Source organism: Coleofasciculus sp. G1-WW12-02, assembly GCF_040219735.1.
GTDB lineage: Bacteria > Cyanobacteriota > Cyanobacteriia > Cyanobacteriales > Coleofasciculaceae > Coleofasciculus.
In genome coordinates this window covers 1-16,066 of record NZ_JAVJRX010000011.1, presented here as the reverse complement: position 1 = coordinate 16,066, position 16,066 = coordinate 1, and the positions used below count along the sequence as shown (strand labels likewise).

Genomic DNA, 16,066 nt, shown 5'->3' with positions numbered 1-16,066 from the left:
AGATTCTCACGCGTTACTCACCCGTCCGCCACTCAACCCGAAGGTTGCGTTCGACTTGCATGTGTTAAGCAGACCGCCAGCGTTCATCCTGAGCCAGGATCAAACTCTCCATGTTAGAGGTTTTTTTCCAGGCTCCGAAACACGATCGAATCGCGTTTCGTTTCCAAGTTATCCTTTAAGTTGAGTTTGTCTCAGTTTCCTGATTAAACTCCATTAAGTTATTGACAAGGAGTTCTGTATACTTGGCTTTCAAACTATTGATTTTTCTAGGTTCGGTCGCTTGAGTCGTCGTTGCCTTCGTTTCAAGCGCATTTACCAATGTAGTGCCTATTTCAGAAGTTGTCAACCTTTTGAGAAAACTTTTTTTGAGAAAAGCTGAAACCCTTACCTGGCAAGGTATTGAGCGAAAGGTTCTTTTGTGCCTACTCTCCATAGGTTCAGAGAACCACTCTTTATGGCAGGCGATCGCACTCGGGAGTCTGTTACATTCGAGTAGCCCATCACCTGCCTAGCCTCAGCAAAATGATAGATTTTAACCAGAATATGGAGGTCGCGTGAATTTTCAGTCGGTAATTACGACGTTACATCAGTTCTGGAGCGATCGCGGGTGCCTGATTGCTCAACCCTACGACATCGAAAAAGGTGCGGGAACCAAAAATCCACACACCTTTCTCAGATCCATCGGCGACGAACCTTGGTCAGTGGCTTACGTGGAACCTTGCCGACGACCAACCGATGGACGCTACGGGGAAAATCCCAATCGCTTCCAACAGTACTATCAGTATCAAGTCCTGATTAAACCCTCACCCAACACGGTTCAAGAAATTTATCTAGATTCCCTCCGGGCTTTAGGCATTCATCCCGAAGATCATGATATTCGCTTTGTCGAGGATAACTGGGAAGATGCCACAGTCGGAGCGTGGGGAACCGGTTGGGAAGTTTGGCTTGACGGTATGGAAATCACCCAATTTACCTACTTTCAGCAGTGCGGTGGCGTAGACTGTCGCCCGGTTTCCATTGAAATTACCTATGGGTTAGAACGAATCGCGATGTATCTGCAAGAGGTAGATGCGATGACCAAAATCCAGTGGAATGACCAACTTAACTACGGCGATGTTCACCTCCAAGGTGAAATCGAGCAATGTACCTATAATTTCGAGGCATCTAACCCGGACTTACTATTGACGCTGTTTGGTTTATACGAGCAAGAAGCCAAGCAACTTATTGACAGAAGTCTTGTACTACCCAGTCTTGACTATGTTCTTAAATGTTCTCATACATTCAATTTACTGGATGCCAGAGGTGTGATTTCGGTAACAGAACGGACACGCTATATTGGCAGAATTCGTAACTTGGCAAGGCGAGTGGCACAACTTTACCTACAGCAACGAGAAGGATTAGGATTTCCGCTCAAGCCATCACCCCCCTCTGAAAAGCTATCGGTTTAGGGTTGGCGACTTGAACACTTTCGTCGTGCTTATTGTTTCTTTCATACCGTTTTGGTTTGGAAACCCAGTCTAGCTATCCGATGAATCTTGCCCGTGGTTCGCTACTGAGTTTGGCTTATATTCTTGGCTTATTGTCTACAGCCATTGTCGGCTTGCCTACTCGTAATGTTTCCTGGCAAGAGTACAGCCTCCTGATAGCGAGTGTAATCGGGATAGGCATAATTTGTGCGATCGCACTCCCTCGGATTTGGCGCACCGGACCTAGAGCCAGATTATGGTTGACAGCTAGCTTCATTGCCGTTGTTGCCCTTGTCTATGTCCAACTGCGATTGCCTCAACCTGAACTGAATGACATAAGTAAACTTGTTTCTTCTTTTCAAGGTACGATGCAAGGGCAAGTCGTCACCATTCAAGGCAAAGTCGAAACAGTTCCTCGACTGACGAGATCCCTTAAGGGACAATTTTGGCTAGAAGCCACCCAGCTTAATGAACTAGAAAGTAACGAAAATCGAGGCGCGACGACGCGAGGTGTCACAGGTAAGTTATATGTAACCGTGCCTCTATTGCAATCGACGGGTCTTTTTCCCGGTCAAACCATTTCCGTCACAGGCGTTTTATACAAACCTAAACCAGCAGCCAATCCTGGCGGTTTTGATTTTGCCACCTATTTGGCAAAAGAAGGGGCATTTGCCGGCTTAAGCGGGCGACAAGTCAGTTTTCCCGATGAAAATCAACAACCGACTTGGGGATGGTGGATGTTACGAGAACGTATTATCCAAGCCCAAGTGCGTCAGTTAGAAAGTCCAGCCGGTCCCCTATTAAGTTCGATTGTATTGGGACGCAAAGCCGTCGATTTACCCTATGATATTCGCGACCTCTTTATTAGCACAGGATTCGCTCATATCTTGGCGGCGTCTGGGTTTCATGTGTCATTAATTTTGGGTTCAGTATTAGCGTTAACAAAACCTTGGGGGACAAAAGCGCAATTTGGAATTGGACTAACGGCGTTGCTGATTTATGTCGGCTTAACAGGTTTACAACCGTCAGTTCTGCGAGCTGCCATTATGGGATTAGGTGCATTAGTGGCACTGCTGACTCATCGGCAAGTTAAACCCTTGGGTTCTTTATTACTCGCCGCGACGATTTTGTTGATTATCAATCCGTTGTGGATTTGGGATTTAGGATTTCAGTTAAGCTTTTTGGCAACCCTGGGATTGCTGGTAACTGTACCCCCCCTAGTTAAGCACCTCGACTGGCTACCTTCAGTCATTGCCGCTTTGTTCGCTGTTCCCTTAGCGGCACTGTTGTGGACATTACCCTTACAACTGTACGTCTTTGGCATGATTGCCCCTTACAGTGTGGTTGTCAATATCATCGCCACACCATTAATTAGTTTAATTAGCCTTGGGGGTTTCCTGAGTGCCTTAGTTGCATTAATCTCACCCCTAGCAGGTAGCGCGATCGCGGGATTGTTGTACTATCCTCTTCAGGGCTTGCTGGAACTGGTGCGATTTTTTAATGCTTTACCCGGTAGTTCAGTCGCCCTAGGCACGATTTCTCTGGCGCAGTTGCTGCTGCTTTATGGGTTAATTGGCATCACTTGTATCAGTTCTCGCGTACAGTTACGAGGACTACTAGCGGGTATGATCGCGTTAACCATCGTTGTCTTACCCATTTGGCAAACACAGCTAGAACAGTTTCAAGTTACAGTATTAGCCGCTGATCAAGAACAAGTTGTGGTGATTCAGGATCACGGTCAAGTGACGCTGATCAATAGCGGGGAAACCGATACCGCTAATTTTACCATCTTGCCTTTTTTGCAAAAGCAGGGAATTAATCAAGTAGATTGGGCGGTGGCTGTTGATTCACAACCTCTTCTCCGGAGTGGTTGGGTGTCGATATTGGAAAGTTTGCCCGTTAAGCGGTTCTATGATTTAGCCCATTCAGAACCTTTACCCAATGATACTCAGGCGATCGCAGAGGCGGTTCAATCCCAAAATGGAATTTATGAAGTCGTGTCAACTGAACAACGTTTAGCCGTTGGTTCTACAGGTTCTGGAGACAAAACGACTCTAGAATTAATTAAGGCTCAACCGCCAGTCGTACAGCTTCAAATTAAGGATCAAGTCTGGTTACTCTTGGCAGATATGGCGCCAGATGAACAAAACCAATTCGCCCAAACAGGTAATCTCCCTCAAATTCAAGTGCTATTGTGGTCAGGGGAACCTCTCACCCCCCGATTGGTAGAGGGACTCAAACCCGAAGTTGCGATCGCGTTAGCTGAAATCATTGAACCCCAAGCGGCAAAATTGCTGCAAAATGCCCAGGTTGAATTGTACTGGACAGGTCGTGATGGGGCGATTCAGTGGACACCTGAACAAGGCTTTGAAACTACCTTGGAGGCTAACCGTACTGATGCAGCGCTTTTGTGAACCGTTATGAAAGACCTACTCAAAGCTGGTCAACCTTAGTCAGACCTAACTTTGATGCTTACTTCCTGCTTCACTCTGGCAGTGACGGCACTTAACCAGTCCACAGGCTACCACCACCTAACTGGCGGCTATCTCCAAATTAATGGAGGCATTAAAATCGCGGTCAAGTTCTAACCCTTGAGCTTTCGTCGCCTGCACACAAATTTCCTCTTCTCTTTATAAAGTTTACATGAAGTTTTGCCAAAAATCGATAAAGTTTCGATGAAGTTGTAGCCATTTTATTTTATATGTGCTAATAACCATTTAATTAAATATATATAAAAGAATCTATCAACCTGTATACCTTTGGTAACATTATGTAAACAACTGGTATGTTTCCACCGAAGTATGTCTACTGACAAAAATCAGATACTATACCACAAAGGGAGCCTGTTGGCTCCCTGAAAACTGCTCTAATTGTCACAAGCGCCTATATCAGCGGTATTTGACCTAAGATTTTTGGCTCTGGCGTTTGGCGGCGACTAAACCACCTACCCCAATTAAGCCGAGTAGAATCGAGGGTTCTGGTACATCAACCGGATCAAGGGTCAATTGTGGATCATAGACACCGGTGTGCGATCGCGTGCCATCGTTAGACGATAGGGTAGATATAGCTGCACTGAAGGTGTAAGCATAAGTTGTTTTACCGTTATGGGTAACCTTGACCACCTCACTGGCTTGCAAAGGTGAGTCTAACATTCCTAGTAGGGTTTGCTGTTCAGGGGTGAGGGCGCCGAATAAAAGATGTGTGGCGTCGAAGTGACCCGCTAACCCAATATCTACTATGCCATTAGTATTATTGACGTAGGAAATATTCGCATCACTGAACCGTTGGAATCCGCCGTTGTTCAGGAATATGTTGTAGAGAAGTGGACTATTAGCAATACCATAAGCACTCAGAGCATCACTAAACCATCTATTGGCTAATGTATTTGCTCCATAGCCAGTATTTAAATCCTCTCCAAACCAGTCTACTGCCGTTAGACTACTCAGTGTCATACTTCTACCATCATCAAAGGTAGCTTGTAAACTGGTAACATCCTTATACGCTAAGAATTGATTGAGGTCAAGTTTTTCGCTGCTGGCGAATAATTCTAGGTTTCCACCGGGTTCACCAGGGTTACATTCATATTGCGGCTGATAGGCGGGAACACTGCAATTGCCTTGTAGGAGAGCATTGATGTCGGCGTTTGGATTGGCTACTGTTGTATCTAATATGCCATCATTATTCTTATCAATTGCCTCATATTTAATAATATCTGAACCGGAGAGCGTAAACGTTGTTGCAGAAGCTGGAGCCGTGGTGATCGCGCTGACACCGACAAGAATTGATGCGCCAAAGAGTAACTTTTTCAGATTGCTTTTCATGAGTTGTTTCCTGAATGGAATGATTGAGTGATGACAAAGAAAGGTTTCAGTTTTGTAGAGTTCCGCTTCTCCTGGCAAGGTAGTTAAAATTAACCTCCTAAATTAGAGATTATCCGACAAAATAAGTTTTCCAGACTGAGCGAAATTCTATGAATCGCTGGGTTTCCTATGGCTCCTTACTCATCTAACCCAGCCTTTTCTTATATGTCTTTTATTATAGAAAAATAAATCTTATGAATGGGTAAAGCTTTTGTAAAACTTTTAATCTGCTTCTGTGAAGATTACAAGAAGATTGGGAACTTGTAGAATTGAGAGGCACTAAATCGGGTAAAATATAGCAAATATTGTAAATACTTGTAACATTATTTTGCCAATTTACTGACAAAAATATTGAGATTTATAACAGTACCAAGACAGGTTAGGATATTCTTTACTGTTAAGAGTTCCCTGTTAAGAGTTGCCTCTCCCCACCCCAAGACTCCCTACAGCAGCCCATACTTATGGGATTGCTGAATAAGTTGTGGGTGAAGGGAGCAGGGGAAGCAGGGGAAGCAGGGGAAGCAATGATACATTTTCCCTGATAGCGGTGCAAGGGTATGAAAGGGTTTTATCCGATTTCCTTGAAGATGATCCAATGCCTATGCTACTCAAAGCCTTGATAGATAAGGGTTTTGCCGTTGTGCAGCAAGCCCTACTTATGGGATTGAAAGCCTGTATTACGCGATCGCATAAATTCGGCGATTCGCTGCACGGCTGTTTCTAAAACATCAGGTTCCCGCACCAAAGCAAAACGCACATATCCTTCCCCAGCTTTGCCAAAACCGGCTCCAGGGGATGCCGCCACTCCGGTTTGCTCAACTAACTGGGTGCAAAATTGGATCGAATTGTGCTCCCAGGGTTCGGGTAATTTTGCCCAAATATACATAGTTGCTTGGGGAAGCGGCACCTGCCAACCGATATGGTGTAACGCCTGCACAAACGCATCCCGCCGTTTCTGAAACGTAGCCACCATGGTTTGAACACCATCTTGGTTCCCTTGCAACGCCGCGATCGCACCGTTTAAAATTCCTCGGTACTGATTAAAATCCACCACCGCCTTGATTTGGCGCAACGCCTTAATCAGTTGAGCATTTCCGATCGCATAACCAATGCGAAAGCCGCCCATATTATAGGATTTAGAAAAGGTAAAAAATTCAATCGAGATCTCTTTATCGGGGTCAGCTTGCAGAATTGAGGGTGCTAGGGCATTAAGATGGGCAGGTGCTGTACCGTTTTGGGAAAATACCAAGTCAGCATAAGGGAAATCGTGAACCAGAACCAAGTCATGGTGGCGGCAAAAAGCAACCGCTTGCTGGAAAAAGGATAACGGTGCGATCGCGCTTGTGGGATTATGAGGATAGCTCAACACCATCATCCTAGCTTGGGCAAGGACAGAGGCGGGAATCTCTTCAAAAACAGGTAAAAACTGATTTTCTGCCAACAGAGGCATAGGATAGATTTGACCCCCCGCCAAGTAAACCCCACCCGCATGAGACGGATAACCTGGATCAAGCAATAAGGCAAAATCACCGGGGTTGAGAATCGCTAAGGGTAAATGCGCTGTTCCTTCTTGGGAACCAATCAGAGGCAGAACCTCCGTCTCTGGGTTCACTGGAATACCAAATCGTTGGCTATACCAATTCGCTACAGCCTGACGAAACCCTTGCGTACCATGAAACAGTAAGTAACCATGAGTGCTAGGGTCATGTAGCGAGGTTTCAATAGCAGCAACGACATGATCCGATGCCGATAAATCAGAAGACCCTAAGGATAGGTCAATAATATCTTGACCCAAGGCTTTAGCTTTTGCCTTCGCCTGATCCATATCGGCAAACACATTGGCTTGCAGGGGTTGTAAACGTTGAGCAAACTGCATGGTTTAGTTAGTTGGAAAGCCGAGGTGTAGGGGCACGTTTGATAGATAACATTTTGCCACAAACCAATAACTGGACTAAACCCGCCCTTCAATAATTCGTTAGAGAATAGGGAATTGTGAACTACCAACATCAAATCAACGATTATGATATTGGCTTCGCGTCTCATTCGCCGATGCCACCACACCAAAATATGTATTGGTCTTACTTAGCGTTTCTGGTTGGAATCCAACCTTTATCTCCTCAATAGGGAGAACCCGCGCAGCCGCCCTGGTTCCCAAGGCTCAATTGTGTTTTTACCGCTTGGTTTTCGCGGTTTGTAACTAGAGTTATAGTCAATAATCTCAACAATAACATATCTTGTAATTGATCACAAGGTATCTTGTAATTGATCACAAGGCAAGAAGTGCATAAGTTTACAAAAACAAGTTTTTCCTCACGGGCAATTCACGCAAGCCGCTAACTCTACGGGTATAGCGGGAGACTTCTTGCCGTGTCTAGTTAAATCCTAATTTGTAATTCAGACGGGGCGGGTTTAGTGACATTTTGGCGGCAAAAAATGATAATGGTGAAACCCGCCCCTACCAGCTTCAAGATTCAAAACTCTTGTCTATCATTTCTTGCAACTTTTGCTTACCAATAGCGCCTTCGTAGGATTGGGCAACCTCTCCATTTTTAAAGAGTAAGAGTGCGGGGACTCCTTCGACGTGATACTGCTTCACAGTAATGGGATTTGGATCAACTTCCATCTTAGTCACTTTCAGGCGATCGCTATAATTCTCCGCAATCCAACTTACCGAGGGCGAGACGAGGCGGCAAGGTCCACACCAACTTGCCCACAGATACACTAGCACTGGCTTGTCGGCTTTTAAAACTTCGGTTTCAAATTCCTGATCGGTAATTTCAAGTACTTTGCTCACAACACCCTCCATAAACACAAATGACTACTTTATTATGTAGAGACGTTGCATGCAACGTCCCTACACGAGTCGGTAGTCTACCCAGATCTGGGGTAGCCGAGATCGGGCTGATCGACGGCTGATGCTTACAAATTGTCGATTTGCTTTCGCAGTTGTTCCAATTCGTCGTCAACTTCTGATTTTGGAGCAGTACCCGAGTCGGTTTTGTGCTCTGATGCACCTTCTAAAACTGGCTGGGAGACGGAGCCTCCGGCTAACTGGGCTTTCATTGCTGTCAACTCATCATCAACATCACTCCCAGATTCCAGGGCGGCAAATTGATTTTCTAAGTCAGCACCACCCAACTCATGAGCCGCTTGGGAACGGGCTTCGAGTTCCATCACTTTGTCTTCCATCCGCTCAAATGCCCCCATCGCTGAGCTAGTTCCCAAACGACCAAGGGTACTTTGTAACTGCTCATTTGCTTTGGCAGAGCTCGCCCGTGCCTTGAGCATATCTTTCTTGGTCTTCGCCTCAGAAATTTTGCTTTCCAAGGCAATTAGGTTACGCTTGAGGGTTTGTACTTGAGCTGTTTGCTGATCTAGCTGACCTTTGAGTACGGTTGCTGTTTCAGCGACCGTTTTCTTGCGCTGGAGTGCTTCCCGGGCTAGGTTTTCATCCCCTTTTTGCAGGGCAAGTTGGGCGCGTTGCTGCCAGGTATTGGCTTCGGATTGGTTTTTATTGTATTGTTGCTCGGTACGTTTTTGCGTAGCAATTGATCGGGCAACGGCTTGGCGCAGTTGTACCAGATCTTCTTGCATGTCAATAATGGCTTGTTCCAGAATTTTTTCTGGGTCTTCAGCCTTGCTAACCATATCGTTAAGATTAGCTCTGACAACTCGGCTCAGGCGATCAAATAGTCCCATGACGCTGTTTATCCTCTCGGAATGTACAAACTAAGTATTAAGCAGGCTCTACGGTTGGGAATCTGCTTAGGGGGTCAACTTTATCGAATAGAGGCTCTCCTGCCTTTTGGAGAAAGCACTGCGTTAATGGAATCGAAACACTCATAACCAATGGTATTCAGACAGGAGGCTTTTCATCTAGTGTAAAAACTTCCAGCCCAATATTGCTAGCTCTTGACATCCTCACCGCACTTTTAGGGCGGTGATTCCTCACCACGCCGCCTAACAAGGTTGTTGACGCGCCAATTAGGGTTTATCCAGATCCCAACGCAGTTTTTCTAATTCTGCCTCAATTTCCGCACTGCTACCCGATGCGGCTTGAGAGGAGGGTAATTTTGCTGATTCCGTTGTGCCACCTAGGTTGGCTTTCATCGAAGCTAATTCCATATCCACATTGCCACTTTCTAGGGTATTAAATTTCTTTTCTAGTTCATCGCCACTAGAGAGTTCTGCGATCGCCTCTGATCGCGCTTCTAGTTCATGTACTCTGTCTTCCATGCGCTCAAAGGCACTCAGGCTACCGCCTGTGTTGTGATTTCCCAGCATCTGGTTAATTCTCTCTGAGGCTTGAGCCGAACGCGCTCTGGCAATATAAAGGTCTTTTTTCGTTTTTGCCTCCCAGATTTTACGCTCTAGAGTCAGCATGTCTTTTTTAAGTTTATTGACAATCTCACGTTGCTGCCCTAGTGGTGCTTGTAGAGCTTGAGCCGTTTGCTGATGAGTTTGTCGTCGAGTTAGGGCTTCTCGTGCCAAATTATCGTCCCCTTTTGACAATGCCAGTTGAGCGCGTTTGTACCATTCTTGTGCCGTCGATTCCGCTTGGGAGGCTTGGCGTTCTGTACGTTTTTGGGACGCGATCGCTTGGGCGACAGCCTGCCGCATGTGAATTAAATCCTGCTGCATATCGTCTACAGCTTGTTCCAGAATTTTCTCGGGATCTTCGGCTTGTCCAATCAGGCTATTCAGGTTGGCGCGAATCACTCGCCCGATGCGCTCAATCAATCCCATAGCAGCTCTCCATTGTGGTTAGGGGTTGGGAAAACTTTATCACTATGGTATCTCAGGCTTGTTGGTCTTAGTCTCTCTCTAGAGTTCCCCAATCACCGAGCCAGTTCATCGCCACCAGAGGGTTGTGCGATCGCTAATCGAGCTTCCAGTTTCAGCAATTTGTTTTCCATGGGTTCAACTGCTCTCAGGGCTTTACACCGAAGCTTGAGCAGAACCCCATCTGGCAATATAAAGGTCTTTTTTCGTTTTTGCCTCCGAGACTTTAGTCTCTACAGTCCGCATACATTCTTCAAGTGTAGTAACAATCTCACGTTGCTCAGCTATTTGCGGTTGTAGAGCTTGAGCCGTTAGCTGATGAGTTTGTCGTCGAGTTAGGGCTTCTCGTGCCAAATTATCGTCCCCTTTTTGCAGTGCCAGTTGAGCGCGTTTGTACCAGTCATTGGCTTCAGATTTGTATTTATTGTATTGTTGCTCGGTACGTTTTTGCGTGGTAATGAATCCGGCAACGGCTTGGCGCAGTTTTACCCGATCTTCTTGTATGTCACTAATGGCTTGTTCCAGAATTTTCTCTGGATCTTCGGCTTGTCCAATCAGCCTATTCAGGTTAATGTGAATCTCTCGCCCGATACAATCCCTACTGGACGATTCTGCGATCGCCTCTAATCGAGCTTCCAGTTCCAGCAATTTGTTTTCTATCCGCTCAACTGCTCTCAGGGCTTTACCTGTAGAGATCGTCTGGTTAATTAGCACTCGGACTAGAGGCAGACAAGACTCTAGAGTCAGCAGATTTTTTTCTAGAGTCAGCAGATTTTTTTTTAATTCAGTAACAAGCTCACGTTGCTCAGCTATTTGCGGTTGTAGAGCTTGAGCCGTTAGCTCATAAATTTGCTGATAAGTTTGTTGCTGAGTTAGGAGTTGTTGTGCCAACTTTTCCGCCCCGTACTCTCGGGCAAATTGGGCGCAATTGTACCATTCTTGTGCCGTCGATTCAGCTTTGGAGACTTGTTGTTCTGTACGTTTCAGGGACGCGATTTCTCGGACGACAGCCTGCCGCTTTTGGACTAATGCCTCCTGCATTTGGATTAAATCCTGCTCCATATCGTCCACAACTTGTTTCAGAATTTTCTCTGGATCTTCGGCTTGTCCAGTCAGCCTATTCAGGATAGCGCGAATCCCTTGCCCGATGCGCTCCATCAATCCCATAGCAGCTCTCCATTGTGGTTAGGGGTAGGGAAAACTTTATCACCATGGTATCTCAGGCTTCTTTGTCATTAGTCATTGGTCATTGGTCATTTGTCATTTGTCATTTGCCCTTTCCTGTTCCCTGTTCCCCGTTCTCTGTTCCCCAGTTACTAAGGTTTATAAATCGATGCAGAAAGTCCCTGTTGCTTAAGTTGATCGACCAGGGTTTTGGCTTCCGACTCCCGTTTAAAAGCGCCCATAGCAATCCTTGTCCCTGCGGGTACATTCACCACGTAGGCGTCAGGGACGATAGTTTGGGCTTTCTCCAACACGCTACTATCGTTGGAGTTAATCAGCACGTAATAGAAACCCTTACTCAGGTTTGAGTTGGCGTTGTTTGAATTCGGTGCAGCCGAAGTCGGGGTTGATGAAGTTGGAGTGGATTTATTTGCCTTTTCTGAAGACTGGTTAGTCGATGATTCAGGTTGAGCGGGTGAAGAATTTGGTGTCACCGATGGCGTAGCCATCTGAGGGGCGGTTCTTAGTGGGGTAGGAGGGGGTAAAAGGGCGGCTGGTAAATTTGAAGCCGGATTCGGTAACTGGGGTAAAGGAAATACTGAAGCCGTTGGTGGAGCCGCTTCTGGGAGAGGTGAATTGGGGATGGGGGCGATGGGTGAAATTGGATTGGGTGTTGGACTAGCTTGGAGCTCACTGAGCCTGTATATATCAATAGATTCTGAGAATTCATCACTGGCGAGATTAGGTCTATTTACGCCGAGTAATTCATTTTCCCCGTTAACGGTTGTCGCTGCGGAATTCTCAGCCGTCGTGGGTGTCTCACTCTCCAAGAAACGGTCAAGTCCTAGGCTAGTCCGAAAAATATAGGTCAATGTAGCACTAGAAACCAGCAACAGTAAAATCGAACCGACACCGAGGGGAGTGAGGATTCTATTCGTTAAGGGTTTTTGAGAATCCTTCGTTGTTTCTTGTTCGGCTAAAGTTTGCCGTAGTTTTTCTGATGATTCTAAATAGTCTTCTGGCTGAGACTGCTCGGTTGTCGGGACAACTAATTTTCCCTGCCTTTCTAGGGATTCCTCTAGGCTTGGGAAGTCAGCAGGGGTTGGCTCCTGAGTCGTCGCCAAGGGCGCTTCCTGGCTAGGTAGGGGGGGAAACAGGGGTGGAGTGGGTTTAGTCTCTGTGGATTCCCTATTTTCTGGTGTTGGAGAACCCCCCGTTGGAGCGGATTGCTGATTTATGTCTACGGGAGGACTCGCCGGAGCGGCTGGGGCGATAGAAATAGGAGATGCTGTTGTTGGCTCAAGCTGATTTACGGCGGGTTTGTGTCGGGGGTAATGTCCCGGTAGTTGGGCAGATGTGACAGAACGTCCCTGACGTTGGCGTCGATAGCGGGCTAATTCGGCTTCGAGTTGCACGTCTAAGCTTCCTAAAGCCGTCTGCAAAGCAGGGTTAATCGACAGGGGGGAGGCAGGAGTTGATGATTTAGCTGGGGTTTTCTGGCTCATGAAGGGAACTTCCGTTTAATCCGACTGGCTTGAGTGAGGCACTATCTTGGTGAGGACGAATGCAATTGCTCAGGATACTGTTGGTTTAGGATAGCTGTATAGGGACGCATAAATACTCATGCTGAAATCTCTTAATCATATAGTAACGGCGCTGGAAAATCAGTCATTTTGGCAAGGTCAACAGCAGTTTCAGTTGATCCGCGACTGTTGGACTGAAGTTGTGGGTGAAGATAGGGCGCAGCAGACAAGACCCCATTCACTATCCCGGAATATTCTATATGTTGCCACGTCAAGTTCGGTTTGGACTCAAGAGCTGAGTTTAAATTGCCGTTCTATCTTGAAACAGATTAATGCTCGATTGTCAACCCCCATAGATAATATCCGCTTTTCGACAACGTGGTGGTATCAACACCAAAGCTTACCCCAGACTGAGGAATCGGAACATCCCAGCCTTGTGGCTGAAGTGGAGGTTTCATCTCCTGCTGATCCGCCTATTGAACAGCCTACACCCCAAACCACATTTGAACAGTGGGCGGCAAAAATTCAGGCGCGATCGCAGCATTTGCCCCTTTGTCCTCAATGTCATTGTCCCACACCCCTAGGAGAACTCAAACGCTGGCAAGTTTGTGGACTGTGTGCGACCAAGCAGTGGCAAGGTTAGCTGTCCTGCTTATGAATGGTTTCCCGTCAGATCGGTTTAACTTATCATTCTCGTTTTTATTTCCCGATGAAATTTCGTATCTAACTATACATTGGCTTTGACTGTGGACTTGATCCCCATGATGTTTCACCAAAAATTCACCAAGTTTTTGACCAAGCTTAACCGATTGTTTAGTTTCTTTACGAAAATGTGTGCATATATAAAGCAATTATAAAGAAATCATAAAATATTAATACTTTTAGTAAAAAATAATGGAAATTTGAAAGTATAGACAGCTAATTAAAAGTTCATTTTTAATTACTCCAATGAAGACATTCAAATGCTCAACGTCCGCTTGTCAGTTTTGTCGCTATTACCAACTTGAAGGACGGCGCGGCGGTACGTGTCAGCAACTTGGCGTACCCGTTAAAGCCAATTGGAAAGCTTGTTCTTTAGCCCTCCCACCCTTTGCTCCCTCCTGGGAAAGTTTTGAGCAAATATGGATTGATGATCAACAGATGTTGAGAGAAGAGTTGGCTGTAACTTGCTCAAGGAGCAATTCCCAGCCGACACAGCAGGTAAAAGTCCCGGCATCAACGCCTGAGAAATTGACAACTCAAGTTGCTCTGGTGTGACTTCCCGTTTACAATGCTCGGCTAGAAGGGCAGTTAGTTACAGGTTACTTATAGCCTGCATCAATTTAACGCATTCATATAGTGAATGCATCAACCTTGCCCTTGAGTTTTATCGTTTTAGTGGATTCCTATTTAATTAATCTTTGATAACCAAATCTTAATCGTTGAGAAAATTTATGTAGGGGCGGGTTTCACCGTTATCGTTTCTGATTCACCCAGATAGGACTAAACCCGCCTTTGTGTAGGGGCGGGTTTTACCGTTATCGTTTCTGACCTCACCTAGATGCGACTAAACCCGCCCCTACCAAGTCAAAGACCTAACGAACAGGTCAAACTACGGTAACCAAGGATATTGACGGAAATCAGGAGGGCGCTTTTCCAGGAACGCTTGTTTCCCTTCTGCCCCCTCCTCAGTCATGTAATACAGTAACGTGGCATTTCCAGCCAGTTCTTGTAAGCCCGCTTGACCATCACAGTCAGCGTTAAACGCCGCTTTTAAGCAACGGATAGCAATGGGACTTTTTTGTAAAATTTCTCTTGCCCACTGAACCCCCTCCGCTTCCAACTGGTCTACGGGGACAACAGTGTTCACCAAACCCATGTCCAGCGCTTCTTGTGCCGTATACTGGCGACAGAGGAACCAAATTTCTCGTGCTTTCTTCTGACCCACGATTCGGGCGAGATAGCTAGCGCCAAATCCACCATCAAAGCTACCGACTTTCGGACCCGTTTGACCAAAGATGGCGTTATCCGCCGCAATGGTTAGGTCACAGATAACATGCAAGACATGACCGCCACCAATGGCATAACCTGCTACTAGAGCAATCACCACTTTGGGCATAGAACGAATCAGGCGTTGTAAGTCCAAGACATTTAAGCGAGGAACGCCATCATCCCCAACGTATCCCGCCTTATCCCGGACACTTTGATCCCCTCCAGAACAGAAGGCATATTTACCATCCGTGTGAGGACCCGCCCCGGTTAATAGGACAACGCCAATTCTCTGGTCTTCGCGGGCGTTACAAAAGGCGTCGTAGAGTTCAAAGACAGTTTTAGGGCGGAAGGCGTTGCGCTTGTGGGGGCGATTAATAGTAATTTTGGCGATACCGTCTGCTTTGTGATAAAGGATATCCTCGTAGGTTTTGGCGGTTTGCCAGTCAATTGACATATCAGTATTTTCCCTTGGTTATAAAGACTCCAAGTACTACTTTGAGCTTGACTTCCCTATCCTAAGACTCAATGGCATTAAAAATTTGCCTTTGCAAAATCAACTCCCGTAACTTCTGCACGCCATTCGGCGCATCAGCCAATAACTCAAACTGCTCAAAAAACGTTTCTAACTCCATTCTTGTCTCTTACTTACCTTTCACAAGTAGGCTGTTAATTAACTTGATAATGCTGATAAACGCAATAAATCCAGGTGCAGCCAGCCACAACCAGAAGCCAGCCAGCAGCTTATCTAAGGCGAGTTCAGAGAAGGGGCTGCTACCATTGGGTAATCTAAACCAAAATGCTGACACTGTTCCTGTAAAACCTACGATAATTGCAATTAGTGAAGAAATCATTGAAAAATTATATTGCTGCCGAAGAAAGAAGAAACAGGATACCCAGTAAGCTGGATTAGCCAACCAACCAATTGCCGGAATCAGAAGGGAAAGTAAGCCGAATAGCCCAAAAAAGGTAAGCTCAATTCCTGTCATTTCATAGACGTTATCAGGATAACCATAAGCATTGAGGTTTCCTGTGGGTAACTCTGCTCGCGTTTCCAAATCATTTCCACTCGGTACTATCTTAAACAAGAGACAGGGGAGGCTTAGTGCTATCCCATATATCAACAGTGACAGCCCCACAAAAATTGTTCGATTTTTCATTTTTAACTTGATTGTGCGAGAAGTCTCCCGGCATAATCTACGATTTGGCGGCGAGATGAATCGCGCCTTGTGACAAAAGTTGTTTTTATAAACTTATGCTTAAGAGACTTTACTATCAATTCCTTGGATATGTTATATTAAGC

The 16,066-nt window shown here is 45.9% G+C and carries 14 protein-coding genes and 1 rRNA gene; 5 read left to right on the top strand and 10 right to left on the bottom strand.

What is annotated here, in order from left to right; genetic code table 11:
- Positions 1-115: ribosomal RNA gene (locus tag RID09_RS01475) — 16S ribosomal RNA — on the bottom strand; the annotation flags it as partial.
- Positions 116-554: 439 nt separating this feature from the next.
- Here RID09_RS01475 and glyQ point away from each other — a divergent pair.
- Together glyQ and RID09_RS01465 are read left to right on the top strand one after the other, a co-directional pair.
- A complete protein-coding gene (gene glyQ, locus RID09_RS01470; RefSeq protein WP_446334180.1) occupies positions 555-1,448 on the top strand; it encodes a glycine--tRNA ligase subunit alpha in 894 nt (297 codons plus the stop codon).
- A gap of 80 nt (positions 1,449-1,528) precedes the next feature.
- Positions 1,529-3,880, top strand: a complete 2,352-nt coding sequence (locus RID09_RS01465) for a ComEC/Rec2 family competence protein (protein ID WP_446334179.1) — start codon at positions 1,529-1,531, stop codon at positions 3,878-3,880.
- Between the two features lie 489 nt (positions 3,881-4,369).
- Here RID09_RS01465 and RID09_RS01460 read toward each other — a convergent pair whose 3' ends face one another.
- Together RID09_RS01460 and RID09_RS01455 are read right to left on the bottom strand one after the other, a co-directional pair.
- Positions 4,370-5,287 carry an NF038130 family PEP-CTERM protein gene (locus RID09_RS01460; RefSeq protein WP_446334178.1) on the bottom strand — a complete coding sequence of 306 codons (918 nt, stop codon included), beginning with the start codon at positions 5,285-5,287 and terminating at the stop codon, positions 4,370-4,372.
- 691 nt (positions 5,288-5,978) lie between these two features.
- Positions 5,979-7,202: an LL-diaminopimelate aminotransferase gene (locus RID09_RS01455; RefSeq protein WP_446334177.1), complete on the bottom strand. Its 1,224-nt coding sequence runs from the start codon at positions 7,200-7,202 to the stop codon at positions 5,979-5,981.
- Between the two features lie 116 nt (positions 7,203-7,318).
- On the opposite strand from RID09_RS01455, the gene RID09_RS01450 reads away from it, so the two are divergent.
- Positions 7,319-7,450 (top strand): hypothetical protein, encoded by a 132-nt coding sequence (locus tag RID09_RS01450; RefSeq protein ID WP_446334176.1) that lies wholly within the window; start codon positions 7,319-7,321, stop codon positions 7,448-7,450.
- A 340-nt stretch (positions 7,451-7,790) separates the two neighbouring features.
- On the opposite strand, the gene trxA is transcribed toward RID09_RS01450, so the two are convergent.
- From trxA to RID09_RS01425, 5 genes are all read right to left on the bottom strand, one after another.
- Complete coding sequence (gene trxA, locus RID09_RS01445) at positions 7,791-8,120, bottom strand: thioredoxin (protein ID WP_446334175.1); 330 nt, start codon at positions 8,118-8,120, stop codon at positions 7,791-7,793.
- 125 nt (positions 8,121-8,245) lie between these two features.
- On the bottom strand, positions 8,246-9,025 hold the full coding sequence (locus RID09_RS01440) for a PspA/IM30 family protein (protein ID WP_446334174.1): 780 nt from the start codon (positions 9,023-9,025) through the stop codon (positions 8,246-8,248).
- Between the two features lie 285 nt (positions 9,026-9,310).
- Positions 9,311-10,072 carry a PspA/IM30 family protein gene (locus RID09_RS01435; protein ID WP_446334173.1) on the bottom strand — a complete coding sequence of 254 codons (762 nt, stop codon included), beginning with the start codon at positions 10,070-10,072 and terminating at the stop codon, positions 9,311-9,313.
- Between the two features lie 192 nt (positions 10,073-10,264).
- Positions 10,265-11,275: a PspA/IM30 family protein gene (locus RID09_RS01430; protein WP_446334172.1), complete on the bottom strand. Its 1,011-nt coding sequence runs from the start codon at positions 11,273-11,275 to the stop codon at positions 10,265-10,267.
- Positions 11,276-11,424: 149 nt separating this feature from the next.
- Entirely contained in the window at positions 11,425-12,777 is a 1,353-nt protein-coding gene (locus RID09_RS01425) for a hypothetical protein (protein WP_446334171.1), read from the bottom strand.
- A gap of 118 nt (positions 12,778-12,895) precedes the next feature.
- Here RID09_RS01425 and RID09_RS01420 point away from each other — a divergent pair, with 118 nt between their 5' ends.
- Together RID09_RS01420 and RID09_RS01415 are read left to right on the top strand one after the other, a co-directional pair.
- On the top strand, positions 12,896-13,438 hold the full coding sequence (locus RID09_RS01420) for a DUF721 domain-containing protein (protein WP_446334170.1): 543 nt from the start codon (positions 12,896-12,898) through the stop codon (positions 13,436-13,438).
- A gap of 305 nt (positions 13,439-13,743) precedes the next feature.
- A complete protein-coding gene (locus RID09_RS01415) occupies positions 13,744-14,052 on the top strand; it encodes a hypothetical protein (RefSeq protein WP_446334169.1) in 309 nt (102 codons plus the stop codon).
- A gap of 334 nt (positions 14,053-14,386) precedes the next feature.
- Here the strand turns inward: RID09_RS01415 and menB are convergent, their stop codons facing one another.
- On the bottom strand, positions 14,387-15,220 hold the full coding sequence (menB, locus tag RID09_RS01410) for a 1,4-dihydroxy-2-naphthoyl-CoA synthase (RefSeq protein ID WP_446334168.1): 834 nt from the start codon (positions 15,218-15,220) through the stop codon (positions 14,387-14,389).
- A 187-nt stretch (positions 15,221-15,407) separates the two neighbouring features.
- A complete protein-coding gene (locus RID09_RS01405) occupies positions 15,408-15,821 on the bottom strand; it encodes a hypothetical protein (RefSeq protein WP_446334167.1) in 414 nt (137 codons plus the stop codon).
- Between the last annotated feature and the right edge of the window lie 245 nt (positions 15,822-16,066).